This is a genomic window from Oerskovia sp. 140933, assembly GCF_059651515.1.
On sequence record NZ_JAMXIO010000031.1, the window covers coordinates 24,407 to 46,362 of the forward strand.

The window sequence follows — 21,956 nt, forward strand, 5'->3', positions numbered from 1 at the left end:
GCGGGTCCGCGCGGGACGGGCGGGGTGCAAGACTGCCCCTGTGCGTGATCTGGCGAAGCTCCCCAAGGCCCACCTCCACCTGCACTTCACCGGCTCCATGCGGCCGGAGACGCTGCACGACCTCGCATCGCAGTACGGCGTGCGGCTGCCGGCGGCCCTGCTCGACGGCGACCCGCTGCGGCTGCCCGCGACCGAGCGCGGGTGGTTCCGCTTCCAGCGCCTGTACGACGCCGCGCGGGCGTGCGTGCGCTCGGAGGCGGACATGCGCCGCATCGTGCACGAGGCCGCCGAGGACGACGCGGCCGAGGGCTCGGGCCGCCTCGAGATCCAGGTCGACCCGACGTCGTACGCGCCGTTCGTGGGCGGCATCTCGCCCGCGGTGGAGATCGTGCTCGACGCCGCCAGGGAGGCGAGCGCCGCGACGGGCACCGAGGTCGGCGTGATCGTGGCCGCGTCCCGCATGCGCCACCCGCTCGACGCCCGCACGCTCGCGCGCCTCGCCGCGCAGTACGTGGGCGACGGCCCGGGCGAGGTGCTGGGCTTCGGGCTGAGCAACGACGAGCGCCGTGGGGACACCGCGGCGTTCGCCCCGGCCTTCGCGATCGCGCGCCGTGCGGGCCTCGCGCTCGTCCCGCACGGCGGCGAGCTCCTCGGCCCCGACCACGTGACCGAGGTCCTGACGGACCTGGACCCCGACAGGATCGGGCACGGGGTGCGCTCGGTCGAGGACCCGCGGGTCCTCGAGGAGGTCGTCGCGCGCGGGGTCGCGCTCGAGGTGTGCCCGGCGTCGAACGTGTCGCTCGGGGTGTACGACGACGGCGCCCAGGTCCCGCTCGGGGCCCTCGTCGACGCGGGGGCCCAGGTCGCGCTCGGCGCCGACGACCCGCTGCTGTTCGGGTCACGCCTCGTCGCGCAGTACGAGTCGGCGCGGACCGAGCACGGGTTCTCCGACGAGGAGCTCGCCGACCTCGCCCGGTCCTCGATCCGCGCGAGCCGCGCGGGCGCGAGCACGCAAGCCCGCCTGCTCGCGGGTGTCGACGACTGGCTCGCGCAGGATCCCGCCCCGTGACGTCGGGCGACCACGACCACGGAACGGGTGACACACGCTCTCATTCCCCTCTCATGCGCGCCCGTGATACTCGCGCCATGCGACGGACGACGATGTGGGTGATCGCGCTCGTGGTGGTCGCACTCGGCGCGGGCGCCGGCGCCGTGGCACTGGTCTCGGCGAGCCCGCCCGACCGTGACCTGCGGGGGCTCGTCGTGCTGACCCCCGCCCCGACCCCCGAGGAGACCACCTCGACGCCACCGGTGCCCACGCTGCCGTCCGACCAGGAGACCGACGAGGAGCCCGAGGCGCCGTCGGACGACGGCGAGCAGGACACGCCGAGCGCACCCCTGGTGCCCGTGCAGCCCGCCCCGCCGCGGATCGGGACCGACACGGTGGACAAGACCCCCGAGCCGCCGTACGACGACGGCATGTACCACCCCGGGGACGAGTACGACGACGGCATGTACCGGCCGTCCGACGAGTACGACGACGGCATGTGGACGCCGGACACGGGGAACGGCTGATGGCTCACCACGGCCAGGGGACCGGTGCCGCCCCCCGTCGCGCCCCCTCCCGCCTCCAGACCGTCCGGGCCCGGATCCTCGGGGCCGTCCTCGCCCTCGCCGCCCTCGGCCTGATCATCGCGGGCGGCGTCGCCTACACCGCTCAGCGCGCGCACGTCGACGACCGGATGGACCAGTCCCTCACGCGCTCGCTCGAGGAGTTCGAGGCCCTCGCCCACGACGGAGTGCACCCCTCGACCGGGGAGCGGTTCACCTCGTCGGACGACCTCGTCAACACCGCCATGCGGCAGACCGTGCCCGCACCGCACGAGGGCATGGTCGGCTTCCGTGGAGGCCGCACCCAGTGGATCGCGGCCACGCCCGTTCCGCTGCGCCTCGAGGACGACGAGGCCCTCATGAAGGAGCTCGAGCCCTACACGACGGGGCGGGTGGTCGTGCTCCGTCAGATCACGACCCCCGAGACGAGCTACCGGGTCCTCGTCATCCCCGTGACCGACGGCGACGTCCCCTCCGCGCTCGTGCTGGCCTTCGACCGCAGCGCGGAGCACGCCGAGTTCGACCAGGTGTTCCGGACCTACGCGATCATCGCCGTGGTCGCGCTCCTCCTGATCGCGGCGGTGGGCTGGCTGGTCGCCGGTCGGCTCCTGCGCCCGGTCCGCCTCCTCGGCCAGACCGCCCGGCGCATCAGCGACACCCACACGTCCGAGCGGCTCCCCGTCACCGGCAACGACGACGTCTCGGACCTCACGCACGCGTTCAACGAGATGCTGGACCGGCTCGCGGCGGCGTTCGACGCCGAGCACGAGCTCCTCGACGACGTCGGCCATGAGCTGCGCACCCCCCTCACGATCGTGCGGGGGCACCTCGAGCTCATGGACCCGGAGGACCCCGAGGACGCCGGGAGCACGCGTGACCTCGCGCTGGACGAGCTCGACCGGATGCACCGGCTCGTCGACGACCTCATGACGCTCGCGACGGCCGGCAGCCCGGGGTTCGTCCGGCTCGAGGAGACGGACCTCGGCCGGCTCACCGACGACATCCTCGACAAGGCCCGCCTCCTGGGCGACCGTCGGTGGACCGTGGACGCCAGGACCGGGGCCACGGCGAACGTCGACGAGCAACGACTGACGCAGGCCTGGTTGCAGCTCGCGTCCAACGCGGTGAAGTTCTCCGCCCCGGGCTCGAAGATCACGCTGGGGTCCGCGGTCCGCGACGGGCGGATCCGCCTCTGGGTCCGCGACGAGGGTATCGGCGTCTCCCCCGACCAGCTCGAACGCATCTTCGTCCGCTTCGCCCAGGCCGAGCGGGACCCCGCCTTCCGGGACGGGGCGGGGCTCGGCCTCGCGATCGTCAGCGCGATCGCGGGCGGTCACGAGGGCCGGGTCGAGGTCTCCTCGACCCGCGGCTTCGGTTCGACCTTCACCCTGGACCTCCCTCTCGAGCCCGGCCCGAACCCTCCCGTCCACGAACCCGACGACCTGTCGGGAGCGAGCGGCATCCCGCTCGTGCCCAGGTCCTCCCCGGGCGTCGGGGCGGAGACCCCGCTCACCATGGAGATACCGGTCGACTCTCGGGCGCGCCTGGGTGAAAGGACATCGTCGTGAGCCAGATCCTCGTCGTCGAGGACGAGACCCGCATCTCGTCGTTCGTGACCAAGGGGCTGCGCGCCGCAGGCTATGCGAGCGTGGCCGTGACCACCGGGAGGGAGGGCTACGACCTGGCCCAGACCGGCGACTACGACCTGATGGTCCTCGACCTGGGGCTGCCCGACCAGGACGGGTTCACGGTCCTGCGGCGCCTGCGCTCGGCCCGCAGCACCATCCCGGTCATCATCCTCACGGCCCGCTCGTCCGTGACGGACACGGTCGCCGGCCTCGAGGGTGGCGCCGACGACTACATGATCAAGCCGTTCCGGTTCGAGGAGCTCCTGGCCCGGATCCGGCTGCGCCTGCGGACGGAGCCCGCCGGGGAGGTCACGGTCCTCACGCACGGCTCCCTGAGCCTCGACCTGCGCACCCGCCGGGCCCGCACGCAGGACCGGGAGGTCGATCTCTCGGCCCGGGAGTTCGCGCTCGCCGAGACGTTCCTGCGCAACCCGGGCCAGGTGCTGAGCAGGGAGCAGCTGCTCTCGCGGGTCTGGGGGTACGACTTCGACCCGGGGTCGAACGTCGTGGACGTGTACGTGCGCTACCTGCGCAACAAGCTCGGTCCCGAGCGGGTGGTGACGGTCCGCGGGATGGGGTACCGGCTGGCGGACCCCGCGGCCTGAGCCGGTCGGCAGGGCCGACCCCACGTCGTACGACGTACGACGGGTGCGGTCCCCGAGTGTCGGCGACCTCGGGCGTGGTCCGGCACGGCCCGTGCGACAGGGGCCGACGGCTCGACGAGAGGGCGGAGGCCCGTGTGCCTCCGCCCTCTCCGTGCGGCCGGTGACGCGCCGACCGCCGAGTCGCCCCGTCGGGGCAGCCGCCCCCTAGGGGGTGGCTGCCGACGGGGACGTCTGCGCCGAGACCGGGCTCAGCGGGCTCACCGGGCTTGCCGCGGTCCGGGCGGTGTTCGTGGAGACCGTCGTCGTGGAGCTGCTCGGGTCGACGTCCGACGGGCTCGGCACGACGCCCGCCCCCGGCGCGGTCGACGCCGCCGAGCGCTCGTCGACGGTCACGACGGTCGGGTCGTCGGCGCCCGCGCGGACGTGCGCTGCGGCCACCGTCGCGCCGAGACCGGCCCCGAGCACGCCGAGCGTGCCCGTGGCGATCCAGATCCTCCGTGCGTCCATGTCCTGCGTCCTCAGACGGTGGGCGGCACGTTCGCCGCCCCGTCGGTCCGAGCCTCGTCGGGCCGGATGAGAGCAGCAGGAGCCTGGCGTGAGAGGACCCTCAGACGGGTCTCGGCCCCGGCGAGGAGCTCCTCGGCGACGGAGAGCCAGGCCTCTGCGAGGGCGTCGCGCGGGGCCCCGGGCAGCAGGGAGAGCACGACGGCGGCGCTGCGCGCGCGCAGGCCCACCGGGTCGGTGGCCTCGCCGAAGACCGCGAGGCAGCGGTCGACCAGGCCGGCGACGCCCGGGTAGACCTGGGGGGCGAGGGTCTCGAGCACCGCGAGGTGCCCGGTCATGCAGGCCAGGTCGTCGATGCGGTGACCTGGCCCCAGGGTGTCGACGTCGAGGACCGCGGCCACCCGTCGGCAGCCCGCCCCGCCCACCAGGAGGACGTTGGCCTCGTAGAAGTCGCCGTGCGTCGCGACGACGGGCCCCGGGTCGCGGACGGCCACGATCCTGCGGACCGAGCGCTCGAGGGCCACGATCCGGTCCGCGCGGCCCGGCAGGCGCCCGACGGCGGCGCGCGCGTAGTGCTCCGAGCGGTCGGCCCAGGCGGCCCGGTGGTCGAGCAGGACGGCGTCCTGCGGGAGCGCGCACAACGCCCTGAGCAGCTCGCGCGGGTCGATCGTCAGGGGCTGCTCGTGCCGGGGCGTCGAGGCGATCGCGGAGGCCAGCGTCTCCTCCGGCCGGGCCGCGAGCACGAGGATGCCCTCGCCGAGGGAGGCGAGCACGCGGGGCGCAGCCGGCGGCGCCGTGAGCGCGTAGCCCATGGGAGCCGCCTCTGCGACGCGGAAGAGGTCGTGGCGGATGCGGAGGTCGGTGACGCGGTCGGGCCGGACGACCTTGAGGTAGACGTCCCCGTCGGTGGTCCGCGCGCGCAGCACGGCACGTCGCAGGGGCCGGTAGGTCACGAGGTCGAGCCCCAGGACGAGCGGGGCGTGCGGGTCGAGCGAGCGCCACCGGTCGGTGAGGGCCGCGGCGTCGCAGGCCGTGGCCAGCCCGGGCAGCAGGGGGTCGACGGGGTGGCGCCAGACGTGCACGGTCTGCTCACCGTCGCCGAGCCGCAGGATCCCGCGTCGTTCGACGACGTCCGCCGGGAGGTCCGCAGTGGTGGCCACGAGGTACTCGGGCCGACCGGCCGGCGTCCGGGCGCCGCCGGGACCGCTGCGGACCGTGACCTCGTACCCGACGCTGACCTCGGCGCCGGGGCGGGCGTGCACCTGGTGCACGCGCCACGACCCGAGGGCGACGTGGTCCACCGCGAGCGCCGCCTCCAGGAGGTCGCCCGCCCGTGGTCCGGTGAGGAGCTGCGTGGCGGTGTCCATGGCCAGAGGGAACCGTCCGGGCGTGACGTGCACATGAGGACTGCGTGAGAGTCCTCTCACGGAGTCGTTGACAGCCCGCCCCACCCCTGCCATTGTATCGACATGGCGATACAAAGTCTCCGCACGGAGCTGTTCATGCCCCCTCTCTACGACCTCGCCTGGTCGGTCGTCTTCCTGCTCGCCCCGCTGCTCGTCGTGATCGGCGCGACCGCCGCCGTGACCCTCGCGCTCACGAGGGGCGCGACCCGGCGTCGGGCCGCAGGGTCCGCGACGCCGGTCGCCGCGGCGACGGTCGTGGCCCGAGCGCGCGCCACGACGACGCACGTCGCCGCCTGGGTCGTCGCGCTCGTGATCGCCCCGGTGCTCCTGTCCGTCGGAGCGATCGCCTCCGGCGCTCGTCTCGCGCCCCGGTTCGCGGACCACGCCCCCGACGCCGACTACTGGATGACCACGTGGAACCCCGTGCCGCTGGCCGTCGCCCCGGCCGGGATCGCCCTCGCCTACCTCGCCGTCCTCCTCGTCGGCGAGGCCACCTGGCGCGCCGCCGACGGGACGGTCCGCCGAGCAGGGCTCGCGGCCCGCAGCGCGGACCTCATCGCACCGAGGTCCCTGCGCAGGGCCACCTGGGCCTGGTCAGCGCTCCTCGTCGTCGCCGCCCTGTTCGGGGGCCTCACGGCGACGCGCACGGGGACGCTCGAGCGCAGCACCGTCTCCTCCCGGCCCGGGCGGGAGAACCTCGTCGAGCTGGTCACCGCGACGCCCTACCCGTCGTGGGAGGCGGCCGTCCCCCTCGCCGGTGGCGCTCTGGTCCTGGTGCTCGCGGCCGAGCTCGTCCTGCGCCGCGTCACGAACCGGCCCGTGATCGACGCGGTCGACCCCGCCTGGGACATGGCGCTGCGCCGCCTGACCGCGCGCCGCGTCCTGCGTCTGCCGCAGCTCCTCGCCGGGCTGACGCTCTGCCTCGTCCTCGTCTGGATCGGGCGCTCGTTCCTGACCGTCGAGGAGCCCGTGACCGGGTGGGCGCTCGTCGCGCTGGGGTCCGCGGCGGGTCTGGTCGCGCTCGCCCTCGCGGTCGTGCCCGGGCGCCCGCTGCCGCTCGTCGGGCCGGACGTCGCCCCCGCGGTGCAGCCGGTCACCGCTCCTCGGAGGGCCTGAGGTGGCCGGGACCGAGCGGCCCCCCGTGGGCGGGGGCCTGCACCTCGAGATCGACCTCTCGTCGGGCGTCCCTCCCTACGAGCAGATCCGCTCCCAGGTCGTGGCGCACGTCGCGTCCGAGCGCCTCCTGGTCGGCGACCGGCTCCCGACGATCCGCGCGCTCGCGGCCGACCTCGGCCTCGCGGCCGGCACCGTCGCGCGCGCCTACCGCGAGCTCGAGGCGGCGGGGGTCACCACGACGAACCGGCGTGCGGGCACCGTCGTGTCCGACGGCGTGGCCCCGGCCGACGTCGTCGCCCGGCAGGCGGCGAGCGCGTTCGTCGCGTCCGTGCGCGAGACGGGCCTCGACGACGAGGCGATCCTCGACCTCGTCCGCGGAGAGCTCCTGCGCCGGCACGACGGCTGACCGCAGCGGGCCCGTCGGCGTCCGCCCGGGACCCGGGCCCCCGCTCGCTTCACAACGATTGCGCAACCTGTCGCCACCCGGTGTGTGGTGCACCGGCCCGGCGTGGGACGGTGGGACGACGGGGTTCCACCGAGGAACCCGACGGCGAGGGGCGCGTGCATGACCGATCGACCGAACCGACGGGTCCTGGCTGCCGCGACGGCTGCCCTGCTCTCGTTCGTCCTCGTAGCGGGCTGCGACGCACCCGACCCCCAGGCCGGCAGCGGTCCGGGGAGCTCGGCGTCGGCGGAGAGCTCCCCGCGCGCGACGCCGAGCCCTTCCGCGTCGCCCACACCCACACCAGCACAGACACCGACCCCTTCCCCGACCCCCGAACCCCCCGCTCCGACCCCGGACCCCCCTGCCCCGACGCCCGTGCCTCCGGCCGAGCCTCTGCCCGTCGAGCCGCCCGCCCCCACCCCGGACCCGGCGACCGTCGAGCTGGCCCGCGGGAGCACGGGCGACCGCGTCGTCGCGCTCCAGCAGCGGCTCGTCGACCTCGGGTACTGGGGCGCGTCCCCCGACGGCGTGTTCGGCCCGGGCACGCAGCAGGCCGTCTGGGCGCTCCAGAAGGCCGCGGGCCTCAGCCGCGACGGCCGCGTCGGCCCTCTGACCCAGGCCGCCCTGGACCAGGGGGTCCGGCCTGCCGCCCGGAGCACGTCGGGGCACGTGATCGAGATCGACGTCGACCGACAGCTGGTCGTGGCCGTCGACGACGGGCAGGTCGCCAAGATCTTCAACGCCTCGTCGGGCAACGGCGAACGGTACGAGGCCAAGGGCAGGACGTACGTCGCCCGGACGCCGCGCGGCTCGTTCCAGGTGGGCCGACAGGTCGATGCGAACTACGAGTCGTCGCTCGAGCTCGGCAGCATGTGGCGCCCCAAGTTCTTCACGGGCGGGATCGCCCTGCACGGTTCCGGCTCGGTGCCGCCGAGCCCCGCGTCGCACGGGTGCGTGCGCGTGACGAACGCCGCGATGAACTGGATCTGGGACGCGTGGGGTGCCCCCGCGGGGACGACCGTGCTCGTGTACTGACGCGTCCTGCCGCCCGCACGGTGGAGGCCTGCCGGGCCGCCGCCCCCGCGCGCGGGCGCCCTCAGAGCGCGACGCCCACCAGCACGGGCTCGGGCACGAGCTCGATCCCGTAGGCGTCGAGCACGCCGTCGCGCACCGTGCGGGCGAGCTCGACGATCTCCGCCGCGCTCGCGCCACCTCGGTTGGTGAGCGCGAGCGTGTGCTTGGTCGAGAGCGTCGCGGCGCTCGACGGCCCGTGCACCCCGAAGCCCTTGGTGAAGCCCGCGTGCTCGATGAGCCAGGCGGCCGACGTCTTGACCAGCGTCGGGTCGATCTCGCCCAGGCTGGGGCCCGTGGTGCGCGACGGGAGCGGGGAGCGGACCGGGAAGCGCGGTGCGTCGGGCGGCAGCAGGTCGGCCTGGTCCGCGGCGACGACCGGGTTCGTGAAGAAGGATCCGGCGCTCCAGCGGTCGTGGTCGGGGGCGGCGGGGTCGTCGAGCAGCATGCCCTTGCCGCCCCGCAGCTCGAGGACCGCGGCCCGGACGTCGGTGCTCGGTGCCCGGTCCCCGACCTGCACGCCGAGTCGGCGGGCGAGCTCGGGGTAGGCGACGGGCGCGGACAGGGTCCCGAGCCGCATCTGGAAGCTGACCTCGAGCACGACGTAGCGCGGCGACGGGTACCAGATGTCGCCGCCGTCGGGCGACGCGTGCATGCTCCGCTTGAGGAGCGAGGTGCGGTAGCCGAACTGGAGGTCGATCAGGGCCAGGGTGCGGATGCGGGCCTGCTCGCGGTCCCACACGCGCACCGAGGCGACGGCTCCGGCGACCTCCTGGCCGTAGGCGCCGATGTTCTGGACGGGGGCCGCGCCGACGGTGCCGGGGATGCCCGACAGCGCCTCGACGCCGACCCACTCCTGGGCCACGGTCTGCTCGACGAGCCGGTCCCAGTCCTGCCCCGCGGTCACGGTCATGCTGCCGCCGCCGCACGTGTCCTCGGCGTCGATCCGGATCTCGGCGCGTACGTCGCGCACCACGACGCCGCCGAAGCCCTCGTCGCTCACGAGCAGGTTGGACCCGCCGCCGAGCACGAGGAGGGGCTCGCCCGCGTCGTCGGCCGCACGGACGGCGTCGACGAGCTCGGCCTCGGTCGTGGCCTCGACGTAGGCGTCCGCCGGACCGCCGACACGCAGCGTCGTGAGCTCGGCGAGGGTGGGCTGCTCGAGCGGCCCGTCCGGTCCGGGCGCGGCGCCCTCGGTGACGTCGACGGCGGACACGCGGCGTGAAGGGGTGGCGGTCATGGGTCCAGCCTAGTTCGCGGGCCGGTCTGCTCAGCGGGTGGGGCCGCCTGCACCGGCCGCGGTCGGCAGCGGCCGGGCCGCGTTGACGACGAGCAGCCCGATCACGAGCGGCACCGCGATGACGAGCAGCGCGGGACGGTACCCGCCGATGTGCTCGGCGAGGAACCCGATGAGCGGGGGCCCGACGAAGAACGCCGAGTACCCGATGGTCGACACGACGCTGACCCGGACCGCGGCGTGCGCGGGGTCGTCCGAGGCCGCGCTCATCCCGACGGGGAAGCCGAGCGCTGCGCCCATGCCCCACAGGACGACGCCGACGAGCGCGACCCACAGGTTGGGCACGAGCGTGAAGACGAGCAGACCCACGAACGCGAGCCCGGCCGAGATCCGCAGCACGGCGACGCGCCCGAACCGGTCGAGCAGGCCCGTCCCCAGCAGGCGCATCCCGGTCATCGCGGTGAGGAAGATCCCCAGTCCCACGGCCCCCATCGCGTCGGACGTCCCGAACCCGTCGACGACCGCGAGCCCGACCCAGTCGTTGGCCGCGCCCTCGGTCAGCGCCGCGGCGAGGACCACGAGGCCGATCAGCAGCGTCCTGGGCTCCTTCCACGCGGCGAGCGCGCCGCGCGCGCCCTTGTTCCCGTGCACGGCGGTCGCGGGGTCCTCCCCCGCGGGGTCCTCGGCACCGCCCGACGGCGTCGCACCGGTCCGGTCGTCGACGGCGCCCGCGGGGAGGAAGGACCGCACGCACCACACCACGCCCAGGAGGCTGAGCGCGAGCGCGACCGCGAGGTGCCACTGGACGGGGACGGCCGCGAGCGCGGCGAGGGCCCCGACGCCTGCACCGGCCATGGTCCCGAACGAGAAGCCCGCGTGGAAGCGCGGCATGATCGCCTTGCCGAGCCTCTGCTCGACCGCCGCCCCCTCGATGTTCATCGCCGCGTCCCAGACGCCGGTGCCGATCCCGAACAGGAACAGGCCGACGCGCGCGACGTCGACCGAGCCCTGGGCGACCCCCGTGACGGCGACCACGAGGCCGGTCACGTTGACGGCGGCGAAGAGCAGCACCGCGCGCGCGGCTCCGATGCGCTGCACGACCATGCCGGAGAGCGGGAGCGCGAGGAGGGACCCGACCGCGGCGAAGAGGAGGAGGAACCCCATGCTGCCCTCGCTGAGCCCGAGCGCGTCACGCACCGCGGGCAGGCGTGAGGCCCAGCTCGCGAAGTTGAACCCGTTGAGGAAGAACACCGCGAACACGGACCAGGTCGCGACCTGGAGGGCTCGGGAGGCGCTCACGGCGCTCGGGCCGCGAGGGGGCGGGGGCGGGGTGGTCATGCGGAGGTCTCCTCGCGTCGGTGGGAGGTGGAGCTGGTGGGTGCCGGCAGGACCGGCGGTGCGGTGTCCGCGGTGCGCCGACGGGCAGACCGGCGGCGACGGGTGCGCACGGACGACGGTACCGGCTGATTGCTTACCAGGCGGTCAGCCTCTTCGTGCTGGACACCCGGGGCCCCGTCGCCCTCCCCGACCGTCCGCACGACGCGGCCCGCCGCACCCGCGGGGGCTCCGCCGTCGGGCAGGGGGCGCGCGACGGGCGCCGCGGCGAGCGGCGCGACCTTCGTGGACAGCAGCACGCTCACGACCATCGCGACCACGATGAGCACGAGCGCGTGCCGCGCCCCCATGGCCTCGGCCGCGATCCCGAGCAGCGGCGGCGCGGCGAGCGAGGCCATCGACGAGAACGCCGAGACGACCGAGACGCGGCTCGCCGCCTGCAGCGGCTCGTCCGACGCGGCCGCGATGCCGATGGGCACCGCGAGAGCCGCTCCCATGCCCCAGGCGAGCACGCCGACCCCTGCGAGCGGGAGGTTGGGCGCGAACCCGAACAGCAGGAGACCGCCGATCGACGCGACCCCCGAGACCCGCAGCACCGCGACGCGGCCGTAGCGGTCGATGAGGCGCGTGCCCAGCAGGCGCATGACCGTCATGGCTCCGACGAACGCACCGAAGACCACGGCCCCGACGGCCTCGGTCTGCTCGAACCCGTCGACCACCGCGAGCGAGAGCCAGTCGTTGGCCGAGCCCTCGGACAGCGCGGCCGCCATGATGACCAGGCCGATCAGCAGCGTCCGCGGCTCGCGCCAGGCGCTCAGCGCTGCCCCGAGGCGCACACGGCGCGAACGCGGGTGCAGGACCGCCGCGGCCTCGACCCCCTCGACGGTCGCCTCGCCCAGGTGACCTTCGACGCGAGGGCGCGGGGGTGTGGCGTGGATGAACATCGGGATGCTCACGAGTCGCCAGACCGTCGCGACGACCGCGGTGCCCGCGAACTGGACCAGGACCGGGACGTCGCCCGCCGCGCAGGCGGCGCCGACGAGCGAGCCGACCACGGCACCGACGCTGAACGCCGCGTGGAACTGCGGCAGGATCGTGCGCCCGGTGCGACGCTCGACGCTCGCGCTCTCGACGTTCATGGGGACGTTGGCGAGCGAGAAGGCCACTCCGTTGAGGAAGATGCCCGCGGCCAGCAGGGCGACCGAGCCCGTCGCCGGGCCCACCCCGAGGAGCACGAAGGCCGCGGCGAAGAACGCGGTCGAGGCGAGCATCGTGACCTTGCCACCGAACCGGTTGACGACGGGACCCGCGAGCGTCACGGTCAGCAGAGCCCCGACCGCGCCCGCGAGGAGCACGAAGCCCAGGTCCTTGGGGGTCATGCCGAGCGCGTCGCGGATCGACGGGATGCGGGCGAGCCAGCTCGACATGGCGATGCCGTTGAGGAGGAAGATCCCGAGGAGGGACCAGCGGGCGCGGGAGAGGCCGGGGTCGAGCACGGGTCGAATCGATTCGATTCCTGCGTCGGGGGTGGCCTTCGAAACGATTCGAGACATGGGCACAATTCTGCGGGTAGTCTGGCCGCGCCGTCAACAACCGTTCCGCGCGCCACGCCGGGACCGAGAACGTCGACCAGACCGGCAGAGGGGCAACGATGACCGAGACCGAGCAGGCACCCAGGCCGCCAGGCCGCCCGACCCTCGCCCGCGTGGCTGCGCTCGCCGGGGTCTCGGTGTCCACCGCGTCCCTCGCCTTCTCGGGCGCCGGGCCCATCACCCCCGAGACGCGCGACCGCGTCATGGCCGCGGCCGACGAGCTCGGCTACACCGGGCCCAACCCCCTCGGGCGCCAGCTGCGCTCCGGGAAGTCCGGGATCGTCGGCGTCGTGATCGGCGACCAGCTCAAGCGCGCGTTCCGCGACCCCGTGGCCGTCCAGGTGCTCGACGGGCTGGTCTCCACGCTCGGGACCAGCGGGCTCGGCGTGCTCCTCATCCCCGGCATCCCCTCGGACGTCCCGTCCCGCGCGGTCGACCCGCTCATCGAGAGCGCCGCGATGGACGTCGCGGTGCTCGTCTGGGGCGTCGGGACCGACGACGCGACCCTCGCCGCCCTGCAGCGCCGCGGCGTCCCCGTGGTGATCGGCGAGGGGCACCCCGTCCCCGGCACGCCCCTCGTCGGCATCGAGGACCGACGCGGCACGGCGGACGCCGTCCGCCACCTCGTCGGTCTCGGCCACACGCGCATCGCCGAGATCTCGCTCCCCCTCGACAACTCGCGCCGCAGCGGCATCATCGACGCCGAGCGCCTCGCCCAGGCCGACCGCACCCCCACGCTCAACCGGCTCGCCGGGGTGCGCGACGTCGTCGAGCCCCTCATCTCCTGGGAGACCGAGGCCTCGCTCGTCGAGCACGGGCACGCCGCCGCGGTCCAGATCCTCGGGACCTGGGTCCCGGCGGACGAGCGCCCGACGGCGATCATCGCCCACTCCGACCTGCTCGCCGCGGGAGCGGTCCTGGGCGCCAAGGAGCTCGGGCTGCGCGTGCCCGAGGACCTGTCGGTCGCCGGGTTCGACGGGCTCGACCTGCCCTGGCTCAGCCCCGACACGCTCACGAGCGTCCACCAGCCCCTCGCCGAGAAGGGGTCCCAGCTCGGGGACGCCGTCGTCGGCCTCCTCGCGGGCAAGGAGCCGGAGACCGTCATGCTCGACGTGGAGCTCGTGATCGGCACCACGACCGGCCCCGCGCCCGGCGCCTGACCGGGACCTCCCGCGGGAGGTCACGGACGCACGAAGGGCGCCTCTCCGGCGGGAGAGGCGCCCTTCGACGCACCGTGGAAGGCCCTAGAGGCGGACGACCGCCTGTGCCTTCATGAGGACCTTCGCGCCCTCGAACGTGACCGTGAGGTCGACGCGGACCGTCCGGGCCTCGAGGTCGATCGCGCCGATCGCCCCCGACACCGAGATCACGGCCTCGCCCGGGTTCGGCACGGGCACGGGGCGCGTGAAGCGCGTCTGATAGTCCACGACCGCGCCGGGGTCCCCGGCCCAGTCCTCCACCAGCGCGACGGCCGCACCCATGGTGAACATGCCGTGCGCGATCACGCCCGGCAGGTCCACGCTCTGCGCGAAGGCGTCGTTCCAGTGGATCGGGTTGAAGTCGCCGCTCGCGCCGGCGTAGCGGACCAGGCGGGCCCGGTCCACGAGGACCTCACGGGTCCCGACGACGTCGCCCACCGCGAGCGCGGCGAGGTCCGGGCGCGGTGTGCTCACCGTGGGCGCTGCGTGCTCGGTCATGCGTCCTCCCCGCGGACGACGAGGCTCGACGTGACGGTCGCGACGGGCTCGACGGCTCCGGAACCGTCAGCCGCCAGGGCGCCGATCTCGGCGCGGGTCGTGACCATCGAGATGCCCGCACGCTGCGTGACCGAGTCGACGTGCAGCACCGTCACGAGCTCGTCGCCGGCGACGATCGGACGGTGGTGCACGAACCGCTCGTCGGCGTGGACGACTCGCGTGAAGTCGATCCCGGCCGCGGGGTCCTGGACGAACGGGGCCTCCGCACGCTGCGCGACGATCACCGCGAACGTGGGCGGTGCGATCAGGTCCGGATAGCCCAAACCCCGCGCAGTGGCCACATCGTGGTGCGCGGGGTGGGACGAACCGACAGCAGAGGCGAACTCGCGGATCTTCTCGCGGCCGACCGAGTACGGGGCGGTTGCCGGGTACTCGCGACCGGCGTAGTCAGCGTTGATCGCCATGCGTACGGAAGCTGCTCAGCAGAGCCGCTGGATCAGCGGGTCTCGCGGTGAGCGGTGTGCTTGCCGCAACGCGGGCAGAACTTCGCCAGCTCGAGACGGTCGGGGTCGTTGCGGCGGTTCTTCTTGGTGATGTAGTTCCGCTCCTTGCAGTCCACGCATGCGAGCGTGATCTTCGGGCGAACGTCTGAGCTCTTGCTTGCCACGGTAGTGCCACCTCTCGCGCCTCCGGAGGGCGCTACGTGCTTGCTAGGCCGCACGGCGCCGGCCGCCGTACGGTGTGTTGTCAGGAAGTGGTAGCGGGGGCGGGGCTCGAACCCGCGACCTCACGATTATGAGCCGTGCGCTCTGACCAGCTGAGCTACCCCGCCGCGTGATGAACGCGGGGTCGTGTCGCCAACATTGTAGCGAGACGACCCCACGTCACTTCACAGAGCCCCGAAAGGGAATCGAACCCTTGACCTTCTCCTTACCATGGAGACGCTCTGCCGACTGAGCTATCGGGGCAGCGGTGAAAAGATTACACGGGTTCCGGCCTCGTGCGAAATCGGCTCCCGCGACCACCCGAAACCCCAGTGATCAGGCCGATTCTGCCCCCTCGCCGCGCCGAGCCCCGCGAGCGCGTCGACCCCCGCGCAGGACGCCGGGAGCGCCCGACATGTCGCGAAGCGGGTGCATGTCACACCCGGGTCGCCCTGCCGGCTCGTCCCCTGTCGGCTCCCGAGCCCCGGACGAGCCCCGTGGGGTCCTCGAGCGGACCGCGGCGAGCTCCGGCGTCGGGTCGGGGCGAGCAGCGCCACGAGGGCGCGTGCACCGGGCACCGGCTCGCCTCGGTCGCACCACGCGAACGAGGCGCCACCCCGGGGGGTGGCGCCTCGTCGAGGTGCGTGGCAGGTGAGGGATTCGAACCCACGAAGGCTATGCCGTCTGATTTACAGTCAGATCCCTTTGGCCGCTCGGGCAACCTGCCATGTTCTGTTGTGCACTCTCGTCGGACGTCCGCACCCGGGCTGCACCGAGGCGCAACCGCAGGACGCTTCCGAACTGCGGGAGCGTGGCAACAGTACAACCGATCGGGCTCCGGTGGAAAATCGATCCCTCCCTGACCGCCCTCGGACGCCTACAGTGAACCGTGAGCCACTCCCCTCGACCCTCCGCGAACGACCTCTCCGCGGCCACCGGCGCCCCGAGCCCCACCGCCCCGGACACCCCCGGCGGCCCCGCCCCGGTCGACCGCCTGGGCCTGACCCTCGGCGCGAGCGCCTACGTCCTGTGGGGCGCCATGCCCCTCTTCTTCCCCCTGCTCAAGCCCGCCGGTCCGCTCGAGATCATCGGGCACCGCGTGGTCTGGAGCCTGCTCTTCTGCCTGCTCCTGCTCGTCGTGATGCGCCAGCTCCCCGCCTACCGCGCGGCGTTCCGCTCGCGCCGGACGGTCGGTCTGCTCGCGATCGCCTCGGTGCTCGTCGCCACGAACTGGACGGTCTACGTGTACGGCGTGCTCTCCGGGCACGTGCTCGACGCCGCACTGGGCTACTTCATCAACCCGCTCGTCACGGTGCTGCTCGCGGTGGTCGTCCTCAAGGAGCGCCTGCGCCCCGCGCAGTGGGTCGCGCTCGGGATCGGGACCGTGGCCGTGGTCGTCCTCACGTTCGGCGTCGGTCGGCTACCGTGGATCGCACTGACCCTCGCGACCTCGTTCGGGCTGTACGGGCTCGTCAAGAACCGGGTCGGCCGCGACGTCGAGGCCCTGCCCGGCCTCGCGGTCGAGACCACCCTGCTGTTCCCCGTGGCGCTGGGCTACCTGGTCTACCTGGGGGTCACGGGCGTCGGCACGTTCGCCACCGAGGGGGCCGGGCACGCGCTCCTGCTCGCGTCGAGCGGCGTCGTCACGGCCCTGCCCCTGCTGCTGTTCGGCTCCGCTGCCCGCCGCCTGCCGCTGAGCCTCGTGGGCATGCTCCAGTACCTCGCGCCCGTGCTGCAGTTCCTCGTCGGCCTGCTCGTGTTCCACGAGACCATGCCGCCCGCCCGGTGGGCCGGCTTCTCGCTCGTGTGGCTCGCGCTGATCGTGCTCAGCGTCGACGCCCTGCGGTCGATGCGCGTGTCCCGGCTCGCGGCCCGCTGACGGCGGACCCGTGGCGGGCGGGCCGCGTGCGGCAGCGCCCGTCCGCGCGGCGCACCCGACCACGACCCGAGGCGACGCCCCGGGCGCCCGCGCACTACCGTGGACCCCAGACCACCCCCACCTACCGCGTCAGGAGAGCACCGTGGCCGATTCATCGATGGACATCGTCAGCAAGGTCGACCGCCAGGAGGTCGACAACGCCCTCAACCAGGCCGTCAAGGAGATCGCGACCCGCTACGACTTCAAGAACATCGGCGCGTCGATCGCCTGGAGCGGCGAGAAGATCGTGATGGTCGCGAACTCCGAGGAGCGCGTGCTCGCGATCCTCGACGTGTTCCAGACCAAGCTCATCAAGCGCGGCATCTCGCTCAAGGCGTTCGACACGGGGGACAACGAGCCCAAGCTGTCGGGCAAGGAGTACCGCCTCGAGGGCGTGCTCAAGGAGGGCCTCGCGGGCGAGAACGCCAAGAAGGTCACCAAGATCATCCGTGAGGAAGGCCCCAAGGGCGTCAAGACCCAGATCACGGGCGACGAGGTCCGCGCGACGAGCAAGTCGCGCGACGACCTCCAGGCGGTCCAGGCGCTGCTCAAGGGAGCGGACCTGGACTTCGCGGTGCAGTTCACGAACTACCGCTGACCTGCTCCTGACGGGCGCGTCGTCGGTCGGGCTCCTGCCCGACGGCGGCGCGCCCGTCGGCGTTCCCGGACAGGTCCTGCACGGGCGCGGTCACGGGTGGGCGTGTCGTCGGCGCGCCCGACCTACACTCACGGCGTGGACTCTCACCGGCTCTCGTCGTCCGACGCCCTCGCGCGGGCGGGGCGCGGGCCGTGGTCGCTCGGCGGCACCGAGGAGACGGTGCGGCGCCCCGTGCTCGGCACGGCCGTGGCCCGGTTCGCCGACCGGGAGGCGTCCCGCACCCGTTCCCCGGAGGCGCTCCGCGGGGCGCCGTGGCGAGCGTGGTCCGGGGAACCCGTTCTCGTCGTGGGAGGGTCGTCGGGGCGCGTGGTCGCTGCGCTCCGTGCGACCGACGGTGGACCGTGGGTGGTGTCGCGGGGCCGTCGCGGGCCCGTGCGACACACCCGTCCCGTGAGCGCCGAGCAGCAGGGAGCCCACGCATGACCGCCTTGCCTCGCGTGGTCGCGACCGACCTCGACGGGACGCTCCTGCGCTCCGACGGCACGGTCTCCGACCGGACGCGCGGCGTCCTCACGGCCCTGGACGAGGGCGGGACGCACGTCGTGTTCGTCACGGCCCGCCCGCCGCGCTGGCTCGGGGAGGTCGGGCGCCTGGTCGGGGGGCACGGCGTCATCATCTGCCTGGGGGGTGCGTGCGTCTACGACGTCGGCACGCGCCAGGTCGTGGAGTCGAGGGGCTTCGCGCCGCTCGCCCTGCGTGACGTGGTCCGCGACCTGCGGGCGGCCGTCCCGGGGGTCGCGCTCGCCGTCGAGCAGGTCGAGGGCCCGGTGTTCGACCCGGAGTTCCGTCACGACGAGGACATGCCGGACTCCTGGCGCGGGCCGGTCGAGCGCGCGCTCGACGCTCCTGTCGCCAAGCTGCTCGCGCGCACCGAGGACCTGGGCCAGGACGCGTTCTTCGAGCGGGTGCTCGACGCCGTGGGCGACCGGGCGCTGCTCGCGTTCTCGGGGGCCGAGGGGCTCGCGGAGCTGCTGCCTCCGGACGTGACGAAGGCGGGTGCGCTGGCCGCCTGGTGCGCGACGCACGGCATCGGCGCGGAGGAGGTGTGGGCGTTCGGCGACATGCCGAACGACCTGCCCATGCTCGCCTGGGCAGGAACCTCGTACGCCGTAGCCAACGCGCACCCCGAGGTGCTCACGGCCGCGACCCGTGTGACGGCGTCGAACGACGACGACGGCGTCGCGCTCGCCCTGGAGCGGCTGCTCCACGGGGCGCGTCCGCGCCCGACCACGCCCCCGGCGGGAGGAGGCGCGCGGTGACGGGCCCGCACCGGAGGGTCGGGCAGGGCACGGGCTCCCGCCGTCGTCTCGCGGCGGGGTTCACGCTCGGCCTCTCCCTCGCCCTGTCCGCCGCCGGGTGCGCGGGCACGGCGGCGCCCGACCCGGGGTCAGGTTCGTCGGCGCGGCCCGCGACGTCCCCTCGCCCGAGCCAGCCCGACGACGCGACGACCACCACGTTCGCCTACGGACCGCGGCCCGCGCAGGTGGCCGACCTGATCCTGCCCGCCGCGCTCGCCGGTGCGGTCGCCGAACGACGTACACCGTCCGGTGACACGGCGGAGACGGGCGGCGACCGGTCCGTCGACGTCGTCGTCGTGGTCCACGGTGGCGGCTGGGACGCCTCGTACGACCGGTTCTCCGAGACCGCGGTCGCCCGTGACCTGACCGACGACGGCATCGTGGTGTGGAACCTCGACTACCGCGGCGTGGGAGCGCCCGACCCCGCCGACGACGGAGGCTGGCCCGGGACGTTCGAGGACGTCGCCGCGGGCCTCGACCTGCTCCCCGAGGCACTCGGGAGCGTGGGCCTGACGCCCGGGCGCGTGGCCGTCGTCGGGCACTCCGCCGGCGGGACCCTGGCCCTGTGGCTCGCCGCCCGGCACACCCTGCCCGACGGCGCCCCGGGCGCGAGCCCGGTCGTCCGACCGGACCTCGTGGTCACCCAGGCCGGGGTCAACGACCTGGTGGCGGCCGGGGCGGCGAGCGGGAACCGAGGGGCGGTCGAGGCCCTCATGGGAGGGACGACGAGCGAGGTCTCCGACGACCGGTACGACCTCGCCTCCCCCACGGCCCGGCTCCCGCTCGGGGTCCCGACGCTCGTGCTGACCGGCGACCTGGACGCCGTGGTCCTCCCGTCGGTGGCCACGGACTACGCCGCGGCGGCGCAGGCAGCCGGTGACGACGCGACCCTCGCCGTCGTCCCCGGCGACGACCACCTGTCGCCCCAGAACCCTCGCTCGGCCTCGTGGGCCACGGTGCGCGGCTGGCTGGCCGACCGCGGGATCTCGCCGAGCGCCCCGGCGACGTAGGCGCGAGGGGTCGAGGCGGGGGAACCTCGGCATCGACCGCGGGGCTCCCGGTCGTCAGTACCGCGTGATGCCGCCCTGCTGGCCCGCCATGCGCTCGAGGCGCTGGATGCGGTCGGCCATGGGCGGGTGCGTCGCGAACATCTTCGCGACGCCCGCCCCGCGGAACGGGTTGGCGATCATGAGGTGCGAGACGTCGACCAGGTCCCTGTTCTGCGGCAGCGGGGCCCGCGCGGTCCCCTGCTCGAGCTTGCGCAGCGCCGAGGCGAGCGCGAGCGGGTCGCCCGTGAGCTTCGCGCCGTCCTCGTCGGCGTCGTACTCGCGCGTCCGGGAGATCGCGAGCTGGATCACCATCGCGGCGACGGGCGCGAGCAGCGCCATCGCGATCGCCGCGAGCGGGTTGCCGCCCCGGTCGCGGTTGCCGCCGAAGATCAGCAGGAACTGCGCGAGCGACGTGATGACGCCGGCCATGGCGCTCGCGACCGACGAGGTGAGGATGTCGCGGTTGTACACGTGCATGAGCTCGTGCCCCAGGACCCCGCGCAGCTCGCGCTCGTCGAGCAGCGTCAGGATGCCCTCGGTGCAGCAGACGGCCGCGTTCTTGGGGTTGCGGCCGGTCGCGAACGCGTTGGGCGCCTGCGTGGGTGAGACGTACAGCTTGGGCATAGGCTGACGTGCGGCGGTCGAGAGCTCGCGCACGATCCTGTACATCGCGGGCTGCTCGAGCTCGCTCACGGGCCGCGCGTGCATGGCCCGGATCGCGATCTTGTCGGAGTTCCAGTACCCGTACGCCGTGGTCACGAGGCCGACCGCGACGAAGATCCACAACGTGCTGGCCGACCGCCCGAACACGGCCCAGAGGCCCAGGATCACGGCCCACATGACGCCGAAGAGCCCTGCGGTCTTCAGACCGTTGAAATGCTGGTGACCCACCTCAGTCCTTCCGTCGAGCACAGGATGCCGTGGTGCGAGCATCCACCGGGAGAACGCTCGGTGCACCCGGAGCGTTCCCGTCGGCCCCTCGCGGGGCGTCGGGCCTGAGGTCTGCTGGGCGCCCGTGCGCGGTGTCCCGGGACGACGACGGCGCCCCCACCCGGGTGGGTGGGGGCGCCGTCGTGCCGTGCACGGGTCAGGCGCTCAGAGCGCGTCGTCCCCCGCAGCGGCCTGCGTCTGACGGCGAGCGATGCAGAGCATCTCCTCACGCGGCACGACCTTCACGCGCTCACGCCCGTGCGGCTCGCCCAACGAACGCTCGTGAGCGTCCAGGACCTCCCAGTCCGCCCACTGCACCACGTCCACCCCCCGCTCGGCCAAGAACTCCAGGATCGCCTCGGGCTCGGGGTGGGCGGCCGTGCGCGAGTCGGCGACGTCTTCGACGAGGTGGCGCACGGTCTCGGACGCGTCGGACTTGGTGTGCCCGATCAACCCGACCGGCCCCCGCTTGATCCACCCCGTGGCATACACCCCCGGGATCTGCTCACCATCGATGTCGATCACCCGACCCTCACGGTTGGGAATCACACCCTTGAGATCATCGAACGGGATCTCCGGCAACGGCGACCCGAAGTACCCCACCGCCCGATACACCGCCTGCACCGGCCACTCGTGGAACTCCCCCGTCCCACTGACCGTCCCGTCCCCGTTCAACCGCGTCCGCTCGGTACGCAACCCCTCGACCCTGCCCTCACCCAGCACCGCGACCGGCGCATGCAAGAAATGCAGGTGCAACCGCCGCGAAGCCGTGAACTGCGACGGATCCTTCAACGTCCAGTCCGTCAACGTCTTGACGACCTGCTTCGTCTGGTTCGACGAGTTGATCGCGGCCATCGACCCCTCGTCGAACTCGAAGTCCTCCGGATACACGATCACGTCCACGTCCGGCACATGCCCCAGCTCACGCAACTCCAACGGCGAGAACTTCGCCTGCGCCGGACCACGACGCGCGAACACATGCACATCCGTGACCGGAGAGTTCTTCAGGCCCTGATAGACGTTGTCCGGGATCTCGGTCGGGAGAAGGTCGTCAGCATGCTTGGCCAGCACCCGCGCCACGTCCAACGCCACGTTCCCCGCCCCCAGCACCGCAACCTGCCGAGCCTCCAACGGCCACGTCCGCGGCACATC

At 73.8% G+C, this 21,956-nt stretch carries 23 protein-coding genes and 3 tRNA genes; 13 read left to right on the forward strand and 13 right to left on the reverse strand.

The window, feature by feature from the left end:
• The first annotated feature begins 40 nt into the window (after positions 1-40).
• The 4 genes from NHG27_RS15120 to NHG27_RS15135 all read left to right on the forward strand — a co-directional run bounded on the left by NHG27_RS15120 (position 41) and on the right by NHG27_RS15135 (position 3,844).
• Entirely contained in the window at positions 41-1,069 is a 1,029-nt protein-coding gene (locus tag NHG27_RS15120) for an adenosine deaminase (protein ID WP_497016841.1), read from the forward strand.
• A 77-nt stretch (positions 1,070-1,146) separates the two neighbouring features.
• Positions 1,147-1,575 carry a hypothetical protein gene (locus tag NHG27_RS15125; RefSeq protein ID WP_497016842.1) on the forward strand — a complete coding sequence of 143 codons (429 nt, stop codon included), beginning with the start codon at positions 1,147-1,149 and terminating at the stop codon, positions 1,573-1,575.
• Complete coding sequence (locus NHG27_RS15130) at positions 1,575-3,179, forward strand: sensor histidine kinase (protein ID WP_497016843.1); 1,605 nt, start codon at positions 1,575-1,577, stop codon at positions 3,177-3,179. The genes NHG27_RS15125 and NHG27_RS15130 overlap by 1 nt, the downstream gene beginning before the upstream one ends.
• Positions 3,176-3,844: a response regulator transcription factor gene (locus tag NHG27_RS15135; RefSeq protein WP_193718658.1), complete on the forward strand. Its 669-nt coding sequence runs from the start codon at positions 3,176-3,178 to the stop codon at positions 3,842-3,844. Before NHG27_RS15130 ends, NHG27_RS15135 begins: the two co-directional genes overlap by 4 nt.
• A gap of 204 nt (positions 3,845-4,048) precedes the next feature.
• Here NHG27_RS15135 and NHG27_RS15140 read toward each other — a convergent pair whose 3' ends face one another.
• Together NHG27_RS15140 and NHG27_RS15145 are read right to left on the reverse strand one after the other, a co-directional pair.
• On the reverse strand, positions 4,049-4,351 hold the full coding sequence (locus NHG27_RS15140; RefSeq protein ID WP_497016844.1) for a hypothetical protein: 303 nt from the start codon (positions 4,349-4,351) through the stop codon (positions 4,049-4,051).
• 11 nt (positions 4,352-4,362) lie between these two features.
• A complete protein-coding gene (locus NHG27_RS15145; RefSeq protein ID WP_497016845.1) occupies positions 4,363-5,715 on the reverse strand; it encodes a phosphotransferase family protein in 1,353 nt (450 codons plus the stop codon).
• A gap of 135 nt (positions 5,716-5,850) precedes the next feature.
• On the opposite strand from NHG27_RS15145, the gene NHG27_RS15150 reads away from it, so the two are divergent.
• The 3 genes from NHG27_RS15150 (at position 5,851) to NHG27_RS15160 (ending at position 8,350) form a co-directional block, all read left to right on the forward strand.
• A complete protein-coding gene (locus tag NHG27_RS15150; protein ID WP_497016846.1) occupies positions 5,851-6,870 on the forward strand; it encodes a hypothetical protein in 1,020 nt (339 codons plus the stop codon).
• 1 nt (position 6,871) lies between these two features.
• Positions 6,872-7,276, forward strand: coding sequence for a GntR family transcriptional regulator (locus NHG27_RS15155; RefSeq protein ID WP_497016847.1), 405 nt, complete (start codon positions 6,872-6,874; stop codon positions 7,274-7,276).
• A 159-nt stretch (positions 7,277-7,435) separates the two neighbouring features.
• Positions 7,436-8,350: a L,D-transpeptidase family protein gene (locus NHG27_RS15160; RefSeq protein ID WP_497016848.1), complete on the forward strand. Its 915-nt coding sequence runs from the start codon at positions 7,436-7,438 to the stop codon at positions 8,348-8,350.
• A 61-nt stretch (positions 8,351-8,411) separates the two neighbouring features.
• Here NHG27_RS15160 and NHG27_RS15165 read toward each other — a convergent pair whose 3' ends face one another.
• Genes NHG27_RS15165 through NHG27_RS15175 form a run of 3 tightly spaced genes read right to left on the reverse strand, consistent with a single transcriptional unit; the run spans position 8,412 to position 12,511 of the window.
• Complete coding sequence (locus tag NHG27_RS15165) at positions 8,412-9,626, reverse strand: UDP-N-acetylmuramate dehydrogenase (RefSeq protein WP_497016849.1); 1,215 nt, start codon at positions 9,624-9,626, stop codon at positions 8,412-8,414.
• A gap of 30 nt (positions 9,627-9,656) precedes the next feature.
• Positions 9,657-10,961: an MFS transporter gene (locus NHG27_RS15170; RefSeq protein ID WP_497016850.1), complete on the reverse strand. Its 1,305-nt coding sequence runs from the start codon at positions 10,959-10,961 to the stop codon at positions 9,657-9,659.
• Positions 10,958-12,511, reverse strand: a complete 1,554-nt coding sequence (locus NHG27_RS15175) for an MFS transporter (RefSeq protein ID WP_497016851.1) — start codon at positions 12,509-12,511, stop codon at positions 10,958-10,960. The genes NHG27_RS15170 and NHG27_RS15175 overlap by 4 nt, the downstream gene beginning before the upstream one ends.
• Before the next feature lie 98 nt (positions 12,512-12,609).
• Between NHG27_RS15175 and NHG27_RS15180 the strand changes: the two genes are divergently transcribed.
• On the forward strand, positions 12,610-13,710 hold the full coding sequence (locus NHG27_RS15180; protein WP_497016852.1) for a LacI family DNA-binding transcriptional regulator: 1,101 nt from the start codon (positions 12,610-12,612) through the stop codon (positions 13,708-13,710).
• 84 nt (positions 13,711-13,794) lie between these two features.
• Here NHG27_RS15180 and NHG27_RS15185 read toward each other — a convergent pair whose 3' ends face one another.
• The 6 genes from NHG27_RS15185 to NHG27_RS15210 form a co-directional block, all read right to left on the reverse strand.
• Positions 13,795-14,247: a MaoC family dehydratase gene (locus NHG27_RS15185; RefSeq protein ID WP_497016853.1), complete on the reverse strand. Its 453-nt coding sequence runs from the start codon at positions 14,245-14,247 to the stop codon at positions 13,795-13,797.
• On the reverse strand, positions 14,244-14,711 hold the full coding sequence (locus tag NHG27_RS15190; protein WP_497016854.1) for an FAS1-like dehydratase domain-containing protein: 468 nt from the start codon (positions 14,709-14,711) through the stop codon (positions 14,244-14,246). Before NHG27_RS15190 ends, NHG27_RS15185 begins: the two co-directional genes overlap by 4 nt.
• Positions 14,712-14,743: 32 nt before the next feature.
• Positions 14,744-14,914, reverse strand: a complete 171-nt coding sequence (gene rpmG, locus NHG27_RS15195; RefSeq protein ID WP_030151977.1) for a 50S ribosomal protein L33 — start codon at positions 14,912-14,914, stop codon at positions 14,744-14,746.
• A gap of 88 nt (positions 14,915-15,002) precedes the next feature.
• Positions 15,003-15,079: transfer RNA gene (locus NHG27_RS15200), tRNA-Met, on the reverse strand.
• A 63-nt stretch (positions 15,080-15,142) separates the two neighbouring features.
• Positions 15,143-15,215, reverse strand: a tRNA-Thr gene (locus NHG27_RS15205).
• A 381-nt stretch (positions 15,216-15,596) separates the two neighbouring features.
• Positions 15,597-15,678, reverse strand: a tRNA-Tyr gene (locus NHG27_RS15210).
• A gap of 162 nt (positions 15,679-15,840) precedes the next feature.
• Between NHG27_RS15210 and rarD the strand changes: the two genes are divergently transcribed.
• The 5 genes from rarD to NHG27_RS15235 all read left to right on the forward strand — a co-directional run bounded on the left by rarD (position 15,841) and on the right by NHG27_RS15235 (position 19,835).
• Positions 15,841-16,830 carry an EamA family transporter RarD gene (gene rarD / locus NHG27_RS15215; protein WP_497016855.1) on the forward strand — a complete coding sequence of 330 codons (990 nt, stop codon included), beginning with the start codon at positions 15,841-15,843 and terminating at the stop codon, positions 16,828-16,830.
• 142 nt (positions 16,831-16,972) lie between these two features.
• Positions 16,973-17,467 (forward strand): YajQ family cyclic di-GMP-binding protein, encoded by a 495-nt coding sequence (locus NHG27_RS15220; protein WP_193718647.1) that lies wholly within the window; start codon positions 16,973-16,975, stop codon positions 17,465-17,467.
• A gap of 135 nt (positions 17,468-17,602) precedes the next feature.
• The gene (locus NHG27_RS15225; protein WP_497016856.1) at positions 17,603-17,950 is read left to right on the forward strand and encodes a hypothetical protein; all 348 of its coding nucleotides are present in this window, start codon (positions 17,603-17,605) and stop codon (positions 17,948-17,950) included.
• A complete protein-coding gene (locus NHG27_RS15230) occupies positions 17,947-18,786 on the forward strand; it encodes an HAD family hydrolase (protein WP_497016857.1) in 840 nt (279 codons plus the stop codon). The genes NHG27_RS15225 and NHG27_RS15230 overlap by 4 nt, the downstream gene beginning before the upstream one ends.
• Positions 18,783-19,835: an alpha/beta hydrolase family protein gene (locus tag NHG27_RS15235; RefSeq protein WP_497016858.1), complete on the forward strand. Its 1,053-nt coding sequence runs from the start codon at positions 18,783-18,785 to the stop codon at positions 19,833-19,835. Before NHG27_RS15230 ends, NHG27_RS15235 begins: the two co-directional genes overlap by 4 nt.
• Positions 19,836-19,889: 54 nt before the next feature.
• Here NHG27_RS15235 and htpX read toward each other — a convergent pair whose 3' ends face one another.
• Both htpX and NHG27_RS15245 read right to left on the reverse strand, forming a co-directional pair.
• A complete protein-coding gene (gene htpX / locus NHG27_RS15240) occupies positions 19,890-20,765 on the reverse strand; it encodes a zinc metalloprotease HtpX (RefSeq protein WP_497016859.1) in 876 nt (291 codons plus the stop codon).
• Positions 20,766-20,969: 204 nt separating this feature from the next.
• The coding region (locus NHG27_RS15245) for a ferredoxin--NADP reductase domain-containing protein (protein WP_497016860.1) at positions 20,970-21,956 on the reverse strand (987 nt) is incomplete at its 5' end.